We start from the raw sequence: 15,447 nt of genomic DNA, 5'->3' as shown, positions 1-15,447 counted from the left end.
CCCGTTCCACCCGGCCGCGCCGCCTTCGCCCTGCGCTCGTGGTCCTGGATCCGCGTGCTGCCCGGGTCGCCCGGCGGCCAGGCCTGGGCGGCGGTCCACGTGTCGTGATCCCCGCCGTGCATCGCGAGCTCAATACGTGACCTGAGGCCTCTACCCTGCGGCCCCATGAACGCACCGGCGTTACGCCTGGCCCGGCTCGTCGCGGTCGGGGTCAGCGCGGGCTTCGCCTTCGGCGGGGTCATCGGCATCGTGTACTCCAAGGACCCGGCGCCGATGAAGGCGCTGGCCTATGCCCTGCTCGCCGTCCTGTTCGCGCTGCACCTGCGCAACTGCGTACGGCGCGCCGACGGCCGCAGACCCGCCGGCTGGCCGTGGACGCTGGCCGTCCAGGTGGTGCTGACCGGCGCCGGCCTGCTGCTGTTCCCCGCCACCTGGTACGGCAACACCGGTTTCCTGGCCGCCGCCATGCTGTTGCTGTTCCGGCGGCCGTGGCCGAAGTGGGGCGGGTTCGCGCTGGTGCTGGCGGCCCAGTTCGCCTCCACGCTGACCGTGCGCCCGGCGGTGAGCGAGGGCCTGTACGTGGCGATCGGCCAGACCGCGTTCGTGGGCATCGCCCTGTACGGCGTGGTCCGGCTGACCGACCTGATCGCCGACCTGCGCGGCACCCAGGCGGGACTGGCCGCGGCCGTCGTGGCCAGGGAACGGCTGGCCTTCGCCGAGGAGCTCAACGAACGGGTCGGCGCCGGGCTGGAGCAGGTGGTCAGGCATGGCGAGGCCGTACTGGCCGCCGAGGACCAGGAGCGCGCCCGGCACGAGCTCGACACGGGGCTGAGCACGGCCAGGCTGGCCCTGACCGAGGTCAGGTCGGTCTCGCACACCACCCGCGAGGCGGCGCGCAGCCGTCCGGTGGCCGCCGACCTGACCATCCGGGTGGCGTCGGTGCTGGTGGTGGCGACGATCCTGCTCATGATCGTGCCGCGGGAGCTGCGGCAGGTGGCGCTGGCTACACCGCCGCCGGGCCTGCTGGCGTTGTTCGGGGCGTCACTGGTGTTGCTGGTCGGGCTGCATCTGCGGGCGTGCCTGCGTACCGACCGGTACTGGCCGTGGGTGCTGGCGGGGCTGGTGCTGGTCACCTATCTGCCGAGCCTGGCTCTGGGGCCGAAGCTCTGGTACGTGGCGGCGTACCTGCCGGGCGCGGCGCTGGCGCTGGTGCCGGGACGCCTCCGGTGGGCGGTCGCGGGGGCGGCGATGCTCGGCGACCTCTACTTCCACTCGGCGATCACCGGCTGGGCCGACAACGCGCTCGACACCGCCTATGGCCTGGTCTACATCGCCGAGCGGGCGCTGATCGTCTACGCGGTGTGGCGCATGGCGCGGCTGGCCGCCCAGATCCACGAGGCCCGGATGGAACTGGCCAGGGTGGAGGTGGCGCGCGAGCGGCTGCGCTTCGCCCGCGACCTGCACGACCTGCTCGGCTACGGCCTGTCCGTGGTGGTGCTGAAGGCCGAACTGGCCGTGCGGCTGCTGGGCCGCGACCCCGTGGCGGCCAGGCGGGAGCTGTCCGACGGTCTCGACGCCGCCCGCCAGGTGCTGTCCGACATCGACTCGGTCGCCTCCGGCTACGGCACGATCGCGCTGGCCGACGAGATCGCCTCCGCCCGCTCGGTGCTGGCCGCCGCGGGCGTCGAGCTGATCGCGGACGTCTCCGCCGAGCGCCTGCCGGACACGCACGACGCCGTGCTGGCGACCGTGCTGCGCGAGGCGGTGACGAACGTGCTGCGGCACAGCGACGCCCGCCACGGCACGCTCGTGCTCGCGGTCGACGCGGACACGGTCGGGCTGCGCCTGGCCAACGACGGGGTACGCGCACCGGCCCACGAGCCGGGATCGGGACTCGGCAACCTGCGCGAACGGGTCGAAATCCTGGGCGGGCAGCTGTCGGTCGAGACCGGGCCGGACACGTTCGCGCTGGCGGCGGCGCTGCCGCTAGATCCAGCCCTCGTCGGCGGCGATTCTGATCGCGTCCACCCGGTTACGCGCGTTGAGCTTCATGACGGCTGACGACAGGTAGTTGCGCACCGTGCCTCGGCTGAGCGACAGCCGTACCGCGATCTCGTCGGGCTCGGCGCCGGTGGCGGCCTGACGCAGCACGTCGACCTCCCGCGCGGCCAGGGGGTTTTCGACCTTGCGCAGCGCGGCGAGCGCGAGCTGCGGGTCGACCACCTGCTCGCCCGCCCGCACCTTGCGGATGGCGTCGATGAGGTCGCCGGTGGGCGAGTGCTTGAGCAGGAAGCCGCTGACGCCCGAGGCCATCGCGCGGCGCAGGTAACCGGGCTTGGCCAGCCCGGTCAGGACCAGCGCGGCGCAGGACGGCAGTTTCTCGCGCAGTTCGGCGGCGGCCGTGAGGCCGTCCAGCTCGGGCAGGTCGATGTCGATGACCGCGACGTCGGGGCTGTGGGTCATGGCCGCGGGGACGATCTGGTCGCCGCGCTCCACGGCGACCACCACCTCGAGGTCGTCCTCCAGCGCGAGGACGGCGGTGAGCGTCTCCCTGAGGATGCGGACGTCCTCTGCGATCAGCACACGGATCACTGTGAACCCTTCACACGGGATCGGTGAATGCGGCACTACCTGGAGCTACTTCCGATTGGCGACTATACAGACACACGAGAGGAGCACGTCATGCAGAAGATCACCCCTTACTTCTGGTTCAACAACCAGGCAGAAGAGGCCGCGAACCACTACGTCTCGATCTTCAAGAACTCCCGGATCGTCGACGTCACGCCGATGATCGTGACCTTCGAGCTCGAAGGCCAGCGCTTCCTCGCGCTCAACGGCGGCCCGCAGTTCACGTTCAACGAGGCGATCTCGCTCTACGTCGACTGCGAGACCCAGGAAGAGGTCGACGAGCTCTGGGGCAGGCTGCTGGAGGACGGCGGCGCCGAGGGCCAGTGCGGCTGGCTCAAGGACAAGTTCGGGGTGTCCTGGCAGATCATCCCGAACGCGCTGCCGCGCCTGCTCAGCGACCCCGACCCGGCCAGGGCGGAGCGGGCGATGCAGGCCATGTTCAAGATGCGGAAGATCGACGTGAAGGGCCTGGAGGCGGCGGTCGAGGGCTGATCAGTCCTCCACGACGTGCCGGGCGCATCGGGCGCGCGCCGCCGACCAGGCGGCGCCGTCCCAGCCGCCGGTCCAGATCTCGTCGCCCACCTGGCAGGGGATCTCGAAGCACAGCACGCTGCGATCGGCCGGATCGGCGGCGCTGACGCGGTGGTTGGCGGGCTCGGAGACGCGGGTGACAGGGGTGCCGGCGGCCAGCCCCGCCGGGCCCGCTCCGCGGATCACCAGATCCGCACTCGTCGCAGCGGATCAGCCTATGAGACGTTAACTAGTGAAAAATTCCTTCGCAAAGCTCTCGCCCGAGAAGGAAAATGTTGAGACGCTGACTCCACCTGAAGCCCCCCAGTCCAAGGAGCAGTGAATGCGCAGAGCCTTGGCGATCGTCGCCTTGCTCCCGTTACTCAACATTCCGGCGGCCCACGCCGACGAACCCGCCGACCGGCAGCAGGCTTTCGCCGCGGCGGCCGAGGAGTTCCAGGTGCCGGCGAGCGTGCTGCTCGGCGTCTCGTACCTGGAGTCGCGCTGGGACGCCAACACCGGCCGGCCCAGCAGCGACGCCGGATTCGGCCCTATGCACCTGACGGACGCCGCCGCCTACACCGGCTCCAACCACCATGAGGAGGGCGAGGAGGACCCGCGCGGCGACGACAGCAGGCCCCTTCCCCCGCGCGAGGAGGCGCCGCCCGCCCCGGCCGAGATCCCCGAGTCGCTGCGGACCATGGAGAAGGCCGCCGAGCTGACCGGCGAGACCCACGAGAAGCTGCGCACCGACCCGGCCGCCAACATCCGCGGCGGCGCGGCGCTGCTCGCCTCCTACCAGAAGGCGCTCGGGGCCCCGCTCAGCGACGACCCGGCCCAGTGGTACGGCGCCGTCGCCAGATACTCGGGCGCGGCCGAGAAGGAAGCCGCCCAGTTCTTCGCCGACGAGGTCTACACCACGATCAAGCAGGGCGCCGAGCGCACCACCGACGACGGCCAGCAGGTCAGGCTGCCCGGTGTGCCCGGACTCGGGGCGATCAAGGAGTGGCTCGACAAGCTCGGCCTCAAGCCCCCGCGCCGCGACGGCGTCGAGTGCCCGTCCACGATCTCCTGCGAGTGGATCCCGGCCAAGCAGGCCGAACTGCCCAACGGCAACTACGGCAACTTCGACACCTCGAACCGGCCCTTCAACCAGAAGGTCGACTACATCATCATCCACGACATGGAGGGGTACTGGCGGCCCTCCATCGACCTGCTGCTGAACCCGGCCCGCGCGGCCAGCTGGCACTACTCGCTGCGCTCCAACGACGGGCACATCGCCCAGCACATCAAGACCAAGGACGTCGGCTGGCAGGCCGGAAACTGGTACGTCAACGCCAAGTCCATCGGCCTGGAGCACGAGGGCTTCCTCGCCGAGCGCGGCTCCTGGTACACCGAGGCCATGTACCGCACCTCCGCCAAGCTGGTCCGGTACCTCGCCCTCAGGCACGGCGTCCCGCTCGACCGCGCGCACATCCTCGGCCACGACAACGTGCCCGGCACCCTGCCGACGACCGTGCGCGGCATGCACGAGGACCCCGGGCCCTTCTGGGACTGGGACCGCTACTTCAAGCTGATCGGCGCGCCGTTCCACCCCTTCGGCGGCCCGAACGCCGGCACGGTCATGATCAAGCCGGACTTCGCCACCAACAAGCCGTACTTCTACGGCTGCGACCGCAAGCAGCCCGAACTCGACTGCCCGCCCACCAGCGCCGCCACCGTCTGGCTGCGCAAGGAGCCGCGCGCCGACGGGCCGCTCGTGGACGACATCGGCAAGCGCGGCGCGGGACGGTCCATCTTCAGCGTCTACGACCACAGCGCCCGCGCCGTCACCGGCCAGCGCTACGCCGTGGCCGACCGCCAGGGCGAGTGGACCGCCATCTGGTACCTCGGGCAGAAGGCCTGGTTCCACAACCCGGCCTCCAGCCCGACCGCGATCCCGTCCATGGGGTTCGTCGTCACACCCAAGAAGGGCCTCGCGACCGTCCCCGTGTACGGCAGGGCCTACCCGGAGCAGGAGGCCTACCCGGCCGACATCCCGTACCAGCCGATCACGCCGCTGATGTACACGTTCTCCGCCGGTGAGAAGTACTCGTTCGGCGGCGCCCAGTTCGGCGAGTACTACCGCGCGGTCACCATCGACCCCTCCACCCACAAGGTGGTACGCGGCAAGACGCTCTACTACCAGATCCAGTTCGGGCACCGCGTGATGTTCGTCAAGGCCGGCGACGTCACGCTGTCCTGGGCCTGATCACCGGGGCGGGGCGGCCGGGCCGCCCCGCCTCTCACCCTCACCCGACCAGCGCGGGATAGTCGGTGTAGCCGCGGTGGTCGCCGCCGTAGAACGTGGCCGGGTCGGCCACGTTGTACGGCCCGCCCGCCCTGATCCGGGCCGGCAGATCGGGGTTGGCCAGCCAGTACGACCCGAGCGTGACCGCGTCGGCCAGCCCTTCGCGCAGCACCGCCGCCGCCTGCTCAGGAGTGCCGGACGGGGCGCCGGGCTCGGCCTTCGGGTTCAGGATCAGCGTCCCCGGCCACGCGGCCCTGATGACCCTGGTCAGCTCCCTGTCCCACTCCATGATGTGCAGGTAGGCCAGGCCGTACCGGGAAAGGGCGCGCGCCAGCGCCGGGTAGAGCTCGTCGGGGTCCCGCTCGCTGATGCCGTTGCTGGGGTTGCGCGGGGAGACGCGGAAGCCGACCCGCTCCGGCCCGACGGCGTCACCGACCGCCTGGGCGACCTCGGTGGCCAGGCGGATGCGGTTGTCCACGCTGCCGCCGTACGCGTCGGTGCGGGCGTTGGCGCTGCCGCACAGGAACTGGTGGATGAGGTAGCCGTTCGCCCCGTGCAGCTCGACCCCGTCGAACCCGGCGGCGAGGGCGTTGCGGGCGGCGGCGACGAAGTCGTCCACGGTGGCGGCGATGTCGGCGAGCGTCATCTCCTTGGGCGCCGGGTGCTCCAGCATGCCCTCGGGGGTGTAGAGCCGCTCACCCGACGGGATCGCCGACGGGCCGTGCGGCAGCGCGCCGTCGGGGTAGAGCCACGGGTGCCCGACCCGGCCCGAGTGCATCAGCTGGGCGAACATCCGGCCGCCGCGGGCGTGCACGGCGTCGGTGACCTTGCGCCAGCCCGCGATCTGCTCCTCGGAGTGCAACCCCGGGGTGTCGATGTAGCCCTGGCCGATCACCGAGGGCTGCGTGCCCTCCGAGATGATCAAACCGGCGGCGGCGCGCTGCGCGTAATACTCGACGGCCAGCTCGGTGGGCACCGCGCCCTCAGCGGCCCGGCTGCGGGTCATCGGGGACATGAACAGCCGGTTGGGCAGCTCCAGCCTTCCCACGGTCACCGGCTCGAACAACTCGTTCATCACAACCTCTTCCTGCGTCAACAGTGCCGGCCACGACAGTACGAGCGGCGGAATCACCGACGAATCCGTACGGTTTACTGGTCCGTGTACTTAGGAGGACGCGTGCTCTACGGCAGGACCACCGAGCAGACCGGGCTCGCGGAACTGATCGCGCGGGCACGCGACGGACGCAGCGGCGCGCTGGTGATCCGCGGCGAGCCCGGCATCGGCAAGACCGCGCTCCTGGCCTGGGCGGAACGCGAGGCGGCCGGGATCCGCGTGCTGCGCGTGACCGGGATCGAGCAGGAAGCCGACATCCCACTGGCCGCGCTGGCCCGCCTGATGTGGCCGGTACGCGACCGCCTCGACCGGCTGCCCGCCCCACAGGCGGACGTGCTGAAGGCCGTGCTGAACGGCGTCGCCGCGCCGACCGCCGACCGGTTCCTGACCGGGCTGGCGACCCTGAGCCTGCTCGCCGACCTGGCCGAGGACGAGCCGCTGCTGTGCCTGGTGGACGACGCCCAGTGGCTCGACCAGGCCAGCGCCGAGGCGCTGCTGTTCGCGGCCAGGCGCCTGGCCGCCGAGGGCGTTGCTCTGGTGTTCGCCACCCGGGAGGACGGCTTCGCCGCCGCCGGGCTGGCCGAGGTGCGGCCGTCCCGGCTCGACACCGCCAGCGCGGCCGAACTGCTCACCGAGCACGGCCTGGCCGCCGCGATGCGCCGGCACGTGATCGACGAGTCGGAGGGCAACCCGCTGGCGCTGATCGAGTTCGCCGCCGCCCAGCGCGGCAGGCCCGCCGCGTCGGTCCACCTGCGCGTGGCCGACCGGGTGCTCGGCTCCTTCCGCGCCCAGATCGTGAACCTGCCCGACCGTACGCGGCGCATGATGCTCATCGCCGCCGCCGAGGGGCGCGGCGACCTGCCGATGCTGGTGAACGCCGGTAAGGCGCTGGGCGTCGGCCTTGAGGACCTGGAGGCGGCCGAACGCGCCGGGCTGGTGCAGGTGATCGACGACACGCTCGCCTTCCGGCACCCGCTGATCGCCACCGCCGCCTACCAGGGCACGCCGATGGCCCGCCGGGTCGAGGTTCACCGCGCGCTGGCCCAGGCGAGCGTCACCGCCGACTGCCGGGTCCACCACCTGTCGGCCGCCACCACCACGCCCGACGAGGACGTCGCCGCCGAGGTGGCCGACGCCGCCGAACGGGCACTCGGGCGCGGCGCGTACTCCGCCGCCGTCCGCCTCTACCGCCAGGCCGCCCGCCTGTCGCCCGGCGACGCCGCCCAGATCGCGCACCTCGGCCAGGCCGCCGACGCCGCGCTCAGCGCCGGGCACCCCGCCCAGGCGGCCGAGCTGTCCGAACAGGCCGAGGAACTGGCCAGGACCGCCCATGGCACGGGTCCGGCAGAGCTGGCCCAGGTGCGCGCCGCCGCGTTGTTCGAGCTGGGTGAGCGGGGGCGGGCCGTACACCTGCTGATGGAGCGGGCCGGGCAGGCCGAGACGGACCGCGCGGCCGAGATGCTGCGCGCGGGCGCGACGTACGCGTGGTTCTCGTGCGAGTCCGCCGCGGTCCGCACCGCCGCCGCGAGCCTGCGCGAGCTCGGCCGACCCGACCCCGTGGTGTACGGGCTGGCGCGGCTCATGGACGAGGACTACGCCGGCGGACTGCCCCAGCTGGCCGGGTTCCTCGCCGAACCGGCGGCCGACAGGACCGCCGAGGCCATGTACACCGGCGTGATCGTCGGCGACGACGCCGCCACGCTCGCGCTAGCCGCCGCCGAGGTGGCCCGCTGCCGCGAGCGCGGCCTCGTCGGCGCCCTCCCCGAGGCGCTGCGGGTGCTCGCCGAGACACAGGTACGCGCCGGGCTGCACCGCGAGGCCGAGATGGCCGTGGCCGAGGCGGCGGAGATCATCAGGGACACCGGGCTGCCCCAGGACCTGCCCTGGCTGAAGGCGGTGCCCGCCCGGATCGCCGCCATCGAGGGCGACGCCGACACCTGCCGCGACCTCGCCGCCCAGGCGCCCGACGACGAACACGCCGGCACCGCCATCACCCTCAGCCTCCTCGACCTGGGCCTCGGCGACTACGAGTCGGCCCTGTCCCGGGTGGAGACCGCCTGGCGCGGGCCGGGCGCGAACGGCCTCGACCTCATCACCGCCGCCGCCGACCAGGTCGAGGCCGCGGCACGGCTCGGCCGCCCCGACCGCGCCCAGGCCCCGTTGCGCCGCTTCACCGCCTGGGCCGAGGCCACCGGCCAGCCCTGGGCCCTGGCAGTCGCCGCCAGAAGCCAAGCCCTAACCACCGACCCCACCCTGACCACCTCCGCGACAACCCCCTCAGACCCGACAACCCCCACAGGGCTGACCACCTCCGCTGTAACCACCTCAGGCGCAACCCGATCGGGGGCAACCCGATCCGGGATGACGGGATCGGGGATGACCGGATCGGGGATGACCGACTCCGAAGCCGGGACCGACACGGGTGCCGGGCTCAGGGCCGGGACCGGGACCGGGACCGGAGCCGGAGCCGGAGCCGCGAAGGGTGTCGAGGGCGGAGCCGAGGCCGGGAGCGGTGCCGGGGCCGGGTCTGAGGGTGGGGAGGCTGCCGGGGCTGGGGATGGTGCCGGGGTTGAGGGGTTGTTTTTGCGGGCCGTACAGCTGCATCGGGAAGGGGCGGGAAGGCCGTTCGAGCGGGCGCGGACCGAGTTGCTCTACGGCGAGTGGCTGCGGCGGGCCAGGCGGCGCAGTGAGGCCCGCGCACCGCTCCGCTCCGCGCTGGAGATCTTCGAACGGCTCCGCGCCACCCCCTGGGCCGAGCGGGCCCGCGCCGAGCTCCGGGCGACCGGCGACAACGTCCCGGCGGCCGAGGCGACCGCGGCCAACCCGCGCGACCGCCTGACCGCCCAGGAACTCCAGGTGGTGAGGCTGGCCGCCGAGGGTCACAGCAGCCGGGAGATCGCCGCCCAGCTGTTCCTGAGCAAGCGCACGGTGGAGCACCACCTGTACAAGGCCTATCCGAAGCTGGGAGTGGGCAACCGCCGCGAGCTGGCCCGCCTCGACCTCAGCAGCGCCGGTTAACGCTTCTTGACGAACTCCGCGACCGCCTGCCGGGTGCTCTGCAGCGCCTCCTGCGAGGAGTCGAACGTGCGCTGGGCCACGCCCACGAACACGCAGTCGACCATGACAAGCTGGCTGATGCGGCTGGCCATCGCGGCGGGACGGAACTCGGTCTCCCGCCCGGCGGAGATCAGCACGTGCTCGGCCAGCTCCGCGATGGACGAGCGCGGGTTGTTGGTGATCGCGACCGTGGTGGCCCCGGCCTCGCCCGCCCGGCCCAGCGGCTCCAGCACGTCGGGCGTCTCCCCCGAGGTGCTGATGCCGATCGCGACGTCGCCGGGCTTGAGCAGGACGGCGCTGGTCAGCGCGAGGTGGGCGTCCTGGAAGGCGTGGCTGGACATGCCGATGCGCAGCAGCTTCTGCGCCATGTCCATGGCCACGAGGCCGGAGGCGCCGACCCCGTAGGCGTCCACCCGGCGGGCGCCGACGATCGCGTCGACGACCAGGCCCAGCCGCTCGGAGGTCAGCTGAGCCACGGTGTCGTTGATCGCCTCGGACTCGGCCCTGGCGACCTTGTGGATGACCTCCGACAGCGGATCGTCGGGGGCCAGGTCGCCGGGCACCAGCCGGTCCGGCTGGGCTGCGGCGGCGGCCAGCGCCAGCCGCAGCTGCGGGTATCCGGCGAATCCGAGCAGCCGGGCGGTCCGCACGATCGTGGCCTCGCTGGTGCCGGAAGCGGCCGACAGCTCGGTGATCGTGCTGCGCGCCACGGTCGCGGGATCCTCCAGGATCAGCCTTGCCACGGTCTGGGCGGCGGGCGTCAGCGACGGCAGCACACCTCGGACCGTGGCCACCAGGGTGTCGGCACGCATGCCGTCGCGACTGTCGTCCACAAAAACGATTATGGGGCCAATGTCAGCGCAGTGTGCCGTTCGTCATACCCGCAGGTTCCTCGGGTACGGCGATGAGCCCGAGTTCGGCCCGCGCCACCGCCAGCGGATGCGAGGGCACCACGCGGACCGTGTAGCCGAAGGCGCCGGTGTTGTCGAGCGGGATCGTGCCCGTGTAGTGGGCGCGGCCGTCGTCGCCCGGGTGCCCGTCGAGCGTGAGCTCCAGGTAGCCGGGGTGGATCAGCTCGTCGTGCGGGCCGACCCTGCCGTAGGCCGCCTCCACCAGGACGTCGGAGGGGTCGAGGTCGCCCAGCGCGATCGTGGCGCGCAGTTCCAGCGCGGCGCCCACCTCGGGCGTGTCGCCGACTCCGGACGCCTCCACGTGCTCGACCCTGACCCCCGGCCAGGCCCGTGTCACCCGCAGCCGCCAGGCGGCGAACGACTTGGCCGGCGCGTATCCGTCGGCCGACAGGGCGCGGGCCGAGGCGGCGGCGGGCGCGTACAGGCCGACGACGTAGTCGCGCAGCATGCGGCCGGCCAGCACCTTCGGGCCCAGCGAGGCGAGCGTGTGCTTGACCATCTCCAGCCAGCGCCTGGGCAGGCCCTCGGGCGAGCGGTCGTAGAAGCGGTCGGCGACCTGGTGCTCGATGAGGTCGTAGAGGCCGGCCGCCTCCAGTTCGTCGCGACGGTCGGGGTCGGTGACGCCGTCTGCGGTGGGGATGGCCCAGCCGTTGGTGCCGTCGTACCACTCGTCCCACCAGCCGTCGCGGATCGACAGGTTGAGCCCGCCGTTCAGCGCCGACTTCATGCCCGAGGTGCCGCTGGCCTCCAGCGGGCGCAGCGGGTTGTTCAGCCAGACGTCACAGCCCTGGACGAGCAGCTGGCCGAGTGCCATGTCGTAGTCGGGCAGGAAGACGATGCGATGGCGCACGTCCTCGGCGTCGGCGAAGGTCACGATCTGCTGGATGAGCTTCTTGCCGCCCTCGTCGGCAGGGTGCGCCTTGCCCGCGATCAGGATCTGCACGGGCTTGTCCGGGTCGAGCAGCAGGGTCTTCAACCGCTCGACGTCGGAGAGCATGAGCGTCAGCCGCTTGTAGGACGGCACCCGGCGGGCGAAGCCGATGGTCAGCACGTCGGGGTCGAGCGCCTCGTCGATCCAGCCGAGCTCGGCGTCTGAGGAGCCGCGGGCCCGCCAGGAGGCGCGCAGCCGTTCGCGGGCGCCCTCGACCAGGCGGCGGCGCAGGATGCCGCGGATCGACCAGATCTCCGAGTCCGGGATCTTCTGAACGCCCTCCCAGCCCTGGGCCCGCTCGATCAGCGTCGGCAGCTCGCGGCCTGCGAGTTCCATGAGCTCGCGGCCCACCCAGGTCGGCGCGTGCACGCCGTTGGTGATCGAGCCGATCGGGATCTCGTCGAGGTCGAAGCCCGGCCACAGGGTGTGGAACATCTCCCTGCTGACCTCGCCGTGGAGCTCGGAGACGCCGTTGACGCGCTGGGCCAGCCGCATGCCCATGATCGCCATGTTGAAGCGGTCGGGCTCGGCCTCCTCGCCGAGCGCCAGGATGCGGTCGACGGGAACCGTCGGCCAGGAGTTGTCGCCGCCGAACTGCCGCTCGATCATCTCGACGGGGAAGCGGTCGATGCCCGCGGGGACCGGGGTGTGGGTGGTGAAGACGGTGCCGGCGCGTACCGCCTCCAGGGCCTCGTCGAAGCTCAGCCTGGCCTCGGTCAGCTCGCGGATGCGCTCCAGGCCGAGGAAGCCGGCGTGGCCCTCGTTCGTGTGGAAGACCTCGGGCTCGGGGTGGCCGGTGCTCTCGCAGTAGGCCCGGATGGCGCGTACGCCGCCGATGCCGAGCAGGAGTTCCTGCATGAGGCGGTGGTCGGTGCCGCCGCCGTAGAGGCGGTCGGTGACGTCGCGGGCGGCGGCGTCGTTCTCGGCCACGTCGGAGTCCAGCAGCAGCAGCGGCACCCGGCCCACCTGGGCGGCCCAGACCTGGGCGTGGAGGGTACGCTCGCCGGGCAGGCCGACGCGGACGTGGACGTCCTTGAGCAGGGTCAGCGGCAGGCCGCCCGGGTCGAGCGATGGGTAGTGCTCCAGCTGCCAGCCCTCGGCGGACAGCGACTGGGTGAAGTAGCCGTGGCGGTAGAGCAGGCCGACGGCCAGGATGGGCACGCCCAGGTCGCTGGCGGCCTTCAGGTGGTCGCCCGCCAGGATGCCGAGGCCGCCGGAGTATTGGGGCAGGGCCGCGGCTATGCCGTACTCGGGAGAAAAGTAGGCGACGGCGCGTGGCGCGTCGGAGAGTGTCTGGTACCACCTCGGCGCGGTCATGTACTCGCGCAGATCATCGGCGGCGTCGGCCAGACGGCGCAGGAAACGGCGGTCGGCGGCCAGCTCGCGCAGCCTGGCGGGGTCGACGGCGCCCAGCAGGGCGACGGGATCGTGCCCGACCTGACGCCACAGCTGAGGGTCGACCTCGGCGAACAGGTCCGTCGTCTCCGGGTGCCATGACCAGCGGAGATTGTGGACGAGCTCGCCGAGTGCGGCCAGCTCCGCGGGCAGGACGGTGCGGACGGTGAACCTGCGGATAGCTCTCACGTTGGGAACCCTAGGGCGTCGAAGGGGCGAGCACGAGGTGATCGGGACCTCTGAGTCCTTCACCAGGCGCATACCCCTTCAAACCCCCTTCCGACCAGAAGCATGAAGCGGGACTATTGGGGCAACTCCCCCATATGGCTGTCCCGGGGACACACTCGGGTGGCTTCCGCCGCCTCCCGCATCGAGATGCAAGGATCGTTCCTGCCACGTACCAGCTCTACGCGGACCGAGCCATGAGAACGGAAGCGATGATCGGACGAATTCCCATCACGGACATCCAGCCTGTCGTCGGATGCGGGCAGTGGCCCGCGAAGTCGGTCGCTGGTGAGACCTTCGAGATCTCCGCCACCGTGTTCCGGGAGGGACACGACGCCGTGGCGGCCGGGGTCGTGCTCACCTCGCCCGACGGCCTGCGCGGGCGGCTGAGACCCATGCTCGAACAGGGCAAGGGGACCGATCGCTGGGCGGTGCCGGTCACCTTGGCCGACGAGGGCGACTGGCAGTTCCGCGTGGAGGCGTGGAGCGATCCGATCGCGACGTGGCTGCACGACGCGGGGATCAAGATCCCGCGCGGGATGGACAGCGACCTGATGTGCGAGGAGGGCGCGCGCCTGTTCGAGCGCGCCGCCCGCGCCGTACGGCCGGCCGACTGCCCCCACCCGCTGCGCCCCGCCCGCACCACCTCGGCCACGGCCACCGCCTCAGCCCCCGCCTCAGCCACCGCCTTGGCCGCGGCCGACGACACGCCGGCGGCGGGCGCGCCCGGCGAGAGCCCGTGCGGACACCGGGTGGCGTTGCTGTCGGTCTCGGCGACCCTGCGCGACGAGGACCTCGACCCCCGGGCGCGGCTGTCGATCGCCCAGTTGCCGGAGACCGCCGCGCTCCTGGCCGCCCACCCGCTGCGCGACCTGGTGACCCGGTCCAAGCTGCAGCGGATCAGGGTGGAACGGCGCCGGGCCCTGTATGGCTCGTGGTACGAGTTCTTCCCCCGGTCCGAGGGCGCGATCGTGGACGCCGCCGGCATCAGCAAGTCCGGAAATTTCCAGACCGCTGCCAAGCGCCTGCCCGCCGTCGCCCGCATGGGCTTCGACGTCGTCTACCTGCCCCCGATCCACCCGATCGGCCACACCTTCCGCAAGGGCCGCAACAACACGCTGACCCCCGAGCCCGACGACCCGGGCTCCCCCTGGGCCATCGGCTCAGAGGACGGCGGCCACGACGCGATCCACCCCGACCTCGGCACCATCGAGGACTTCGACGAGTTCGTCGGCCGCACCCGGGAGCTGGGGATGGAGGTGGCGCTCGACTTCGCGTTGCAGTGCGCCCCCGACCACCCGTGGGTCAAGGAGCACCCGGAGTGGTTCACGATCCGGGCCGACGGCACGATCGCGTACGCGGAGAACCCGCCCAAGAAATACCAGGACATCTTCCCGCTCAACTTCGACAAGGATCCCCAGGGCATCTACACCGAGGTCAAGCGGGTGCTGCGGCACTGGATGGACCACGGGGTGCGGATCTTCCGGGTGGACAACCCGCACACCAAGCCGGTGGCGTTCTGGGAGCGGCTGCTGGCCGACATCCACACGACCGACCCCGACGTGATCTTCCTGGCCGAGGCGTTCACCAGGCCGCCCATGCTCCAGATGCTGGCGAAGATCGGGTATCACCAGTCGTACACGTACTTCACCTGGAAGAACTCCAAGCAGGACGTGGAGAGCTACCTGTCGGAGCTGTCCACCGAGACCTCGCACTACCTGCGGCCGAACCTGTTCGTGAACACTCCGGACATCCTGCACGAGTACCTGCAGCACGGGGGCGTGCCCGCGTTCAAGATCCGCGCCGTCCTCGCCGCGCTCTGTTCGCCCACGTGGGGCGTCTACTCGGGGTACGAGCTCGCGGAGAACGTCCCGGTACGGCCGGGCAGCGAGGAATACCTAGATAGCGAGAAATATCAGTACAGACCACGCGATTGGGTGGCAGCAGAGCGAGAAGGCCGCAGTCTCGCCCCCTTCATCACCCATCTGAATTTGTTCCGAAGAGCTCACCCAGCACTTCAGGAATTGCGTAACCTACAGTTCCACAGGGTTGACCACCCGGACATGGTCTGCTTCTCCAAGCGGCTCCCCGGAGCCTACGACACGAGCCTTCGCGACATGGCCACACGATGGCAGAGCTTGGGCGACGTCGTTCTGGCGGTCATCAACCTTGATCCGCACAATACCCATGAGGCGACGGTCGAACTCGACCTGCCCGCCCTCGGACTCGACTGGAACGCCGAGTTCGTCGTGGACGACGAGCTCACGGGTGAGTCGTACCGGTGGCGGCAGCAGAACTACGTGCGCCTCGACCCCCATATCCACCCGGCGCACATCTTCACCGTGCGAGCGGCTCACAGGTAACGAAGCCTTTCGGGGAGTCCAAC

At 71.5% G+C, this 15,447-nt stretch carries 10 protein-coding genes; 5 read left to right on the top strand and 5 right to left on the bottom strand.

All coding sequences use genetic code 11. The features are described from left to right. The first annotated feature begins 165 nt into the window (after positions 1-165). Positions 166-2,061 carry a histidine kinase gene (locus HNR40_RS44605; RefSeq protein WP_184972707.1) on the top strand — a complete coding sequence of 632 codons (1,896 nt, stop codon included), beginning with the start codon at positions 166-168 and terminating at the stop codon, positions 2,059-2,061. Here the strand turns inward: HNR40_RS44605 and HNR40_RS44600 are convergent. Next, positions 1,987-2,592 (bottom strand): response regulator transcription factor, encoded by a 606-nt coding sequence (locus HNR40_RS44600; RefSeq protein ID WP_184972705.1) that lies wholly within the window; start codon positions 2,590-2,592, stop codon positions 1,987-1,989. The two genes, HNR40_RS44605 and HNR40_RS44600, sit on opposite strands and share 75 nt — an antisense overlap. Before the next feature lie 90 nt (positions 2,593-2,682). Between HNR40_RS44600 and HNR40_RS44595 the strand changes: the two genes are divergently transcribed. Next, on the top strand, positions 2,683-3,120 hold the full coding sequence (locus HNR40_RS44595) for a VOC family protein (RefSeq protein ID WP_184972704.1): 438 nt from the start codon (positions 2,683-2,685) through the stop codon (positions 3,118-3,120). On the opposite strand, the gene HNR40_RS44590 is transcribed toward HNR40_RS44595, so the two are convergent. Continuing rightward, positions 3,121-3,345 (bottom strand): hypothetical protein, encoded by a 225-nt coding sequence (locus HNR40_RS44590; RefSeq protein WP_184972786.1) that lies wholly within the window; start codon positions 3,343-3,345, stop codon positions 3,121-3,123. Positions 3,346-3,481: 136 nt separating this feature from the next. Here HNR40_RS44590 and HNR40_RS44585 point away from each other — a divergent pair, with 136 nt between their 5' ends. After that, positions 3,482-5,389: an N-acetylmuramoyl-L-alanine amidase gene (locus HNR40_RS44585; RefSeq protein WP_184972702.1), complete on the top strand. Its 1,908-nt coding sequence runs from the start codon at positions 3,482-3,484 to the stop codon at positions 5,387-5,389. Between the two features lie 40 nt (positions 5,390-5,429). Here HNR40_RS44585 and HNR40_RS44580 read toward each other — a convergent pair whose 3' ends face one another. Continuing rightward, complete coding sequence (locus HNR40_RS44580) at positions 5,430-6,503, bottom strand: alkene reductase (protein WP_184972700.1); 1,074 nt, start codon at positions 6,501-6,503, stop codon at positions 5,430-5,432. A 102-nt stretch (positions 6,504-6,605) separates the two neighbouring features. On the opposite strand from HNR40_RS44580, the gene HNR40_RS44575 reads away from it, so the two are divergent. Further along, the gene (locus tag HNR40_RS44575) at positions 6,606-9,560 is read left to right on the top strand and encodes a helix-turn-helix transcriptional regulator (protein ID WP_312896765.1); all 2,955 of its coding nucleotides are present in this window, start codon (positions 6,606-6,608) and stop codon (positions 9,558-9,560) included. On the opposite strand, the gene HNR40_RS44565 is transcribed toward HNR40_RS44575, so the two are convergent. After that, positions 9,557-10,432 (bottom strand): MurR/RpiR family transcriptional regulator, encoded by an 876-nt coding sequence (locus HNR40_RS44565; RefSeq protein WP_312896764.1) that lies wholly within the window; start codon positions 10,430-10,432, stop codon positions 9,557-9,559. The genes HNR40_RS44575 and HNR40_RS44565 overlap by 4 nt on opposite strands. A gap of 22 nt (positions 10,433-10,454) precedes the next feature. Beyond that, positions 10,455-13,025: an alpha-glucan family phosphorylase gene (gene glgP / locus HNR40_RS44560; protein WP_184972698.1), complete on the bottom strand. Its 2,571-nt coding sequence runs from the start codon at positions 13,023-13,025 to the stop codon at positions 10,455-10,457. Positions 13,026-13,273: 248 nt separating this feature from the next. Here glgP and HNR40_RS44555 point away from each other — a divergent pair, with 248 nt between their 5' ends. Further along, positions 13,274-15,424, top strand: a complete 2,151-nt coding sequence (locus HNR40_RS44555; protein WP_184972695.1) for an alpha-1,4-glucan--maltose-1-phosphate maltosyltransferase — start codon at positions 13,274-13,276, stop codon at positions 15,422-15,424. Positions 15,425-15,447: the final 23 nt, after the last annotated feature.

This window comes from Nonomuraea endophytica (genome assembly GCF_014203235.1).
In the GTDB taxonomy this organism is placed as follows: domain Bacteria; phylum Actinomycetota; class Actinomycetes; order Streptosporangiales; family Streptosporangiaceae; genus Nonomuraea; species Nonomuraea endophytica.
Note: the sequence above shows the minus strand (reverse complement) of the source record. Positions and strands in the feature narration are given on the sequence as shown.

Excerpts from the sequence above, each read along its gene's own strand:
- HNR40_RS44595 (WP_184972704.1), top strand. The coding sequence starts at position 2,683 with ATGCAGAAGATCACCCCTTACTTCTGGTTCAACAACCAGGCAGAAGAG.
- HNR40_RS44605 (WP_184972707.1), top strand. The coding sequence starts at position 166 with ATGAACGCACCGGCGTTACGCCTGGCCCGGCTCGTCGCGGTCGGGGTC.
- HNR40_RS44555 (WP_184972695.1), top strand. The coding sequence starts at position 13,274 with ATGATCGGACGAATTCCCATCACGGACATCCAGCCTGTCGTCGGATGC.
- HNR40_RS44580 (WP_184972700.1), bottom strand. The coding sequence starts at position 6,503 with ATGAACGAGTTGTTCGAGCCGGTGACCGTGGGAAGGCTGGAGCTGCCC.
- HNR40_RS44585 (WP_184972702.1), top strand. The coding sequence starts at position 3,482 with ATGCGCAGAGCCTTGGCGATCGTCGCCTTGCTCCCGTTACTCAACATT.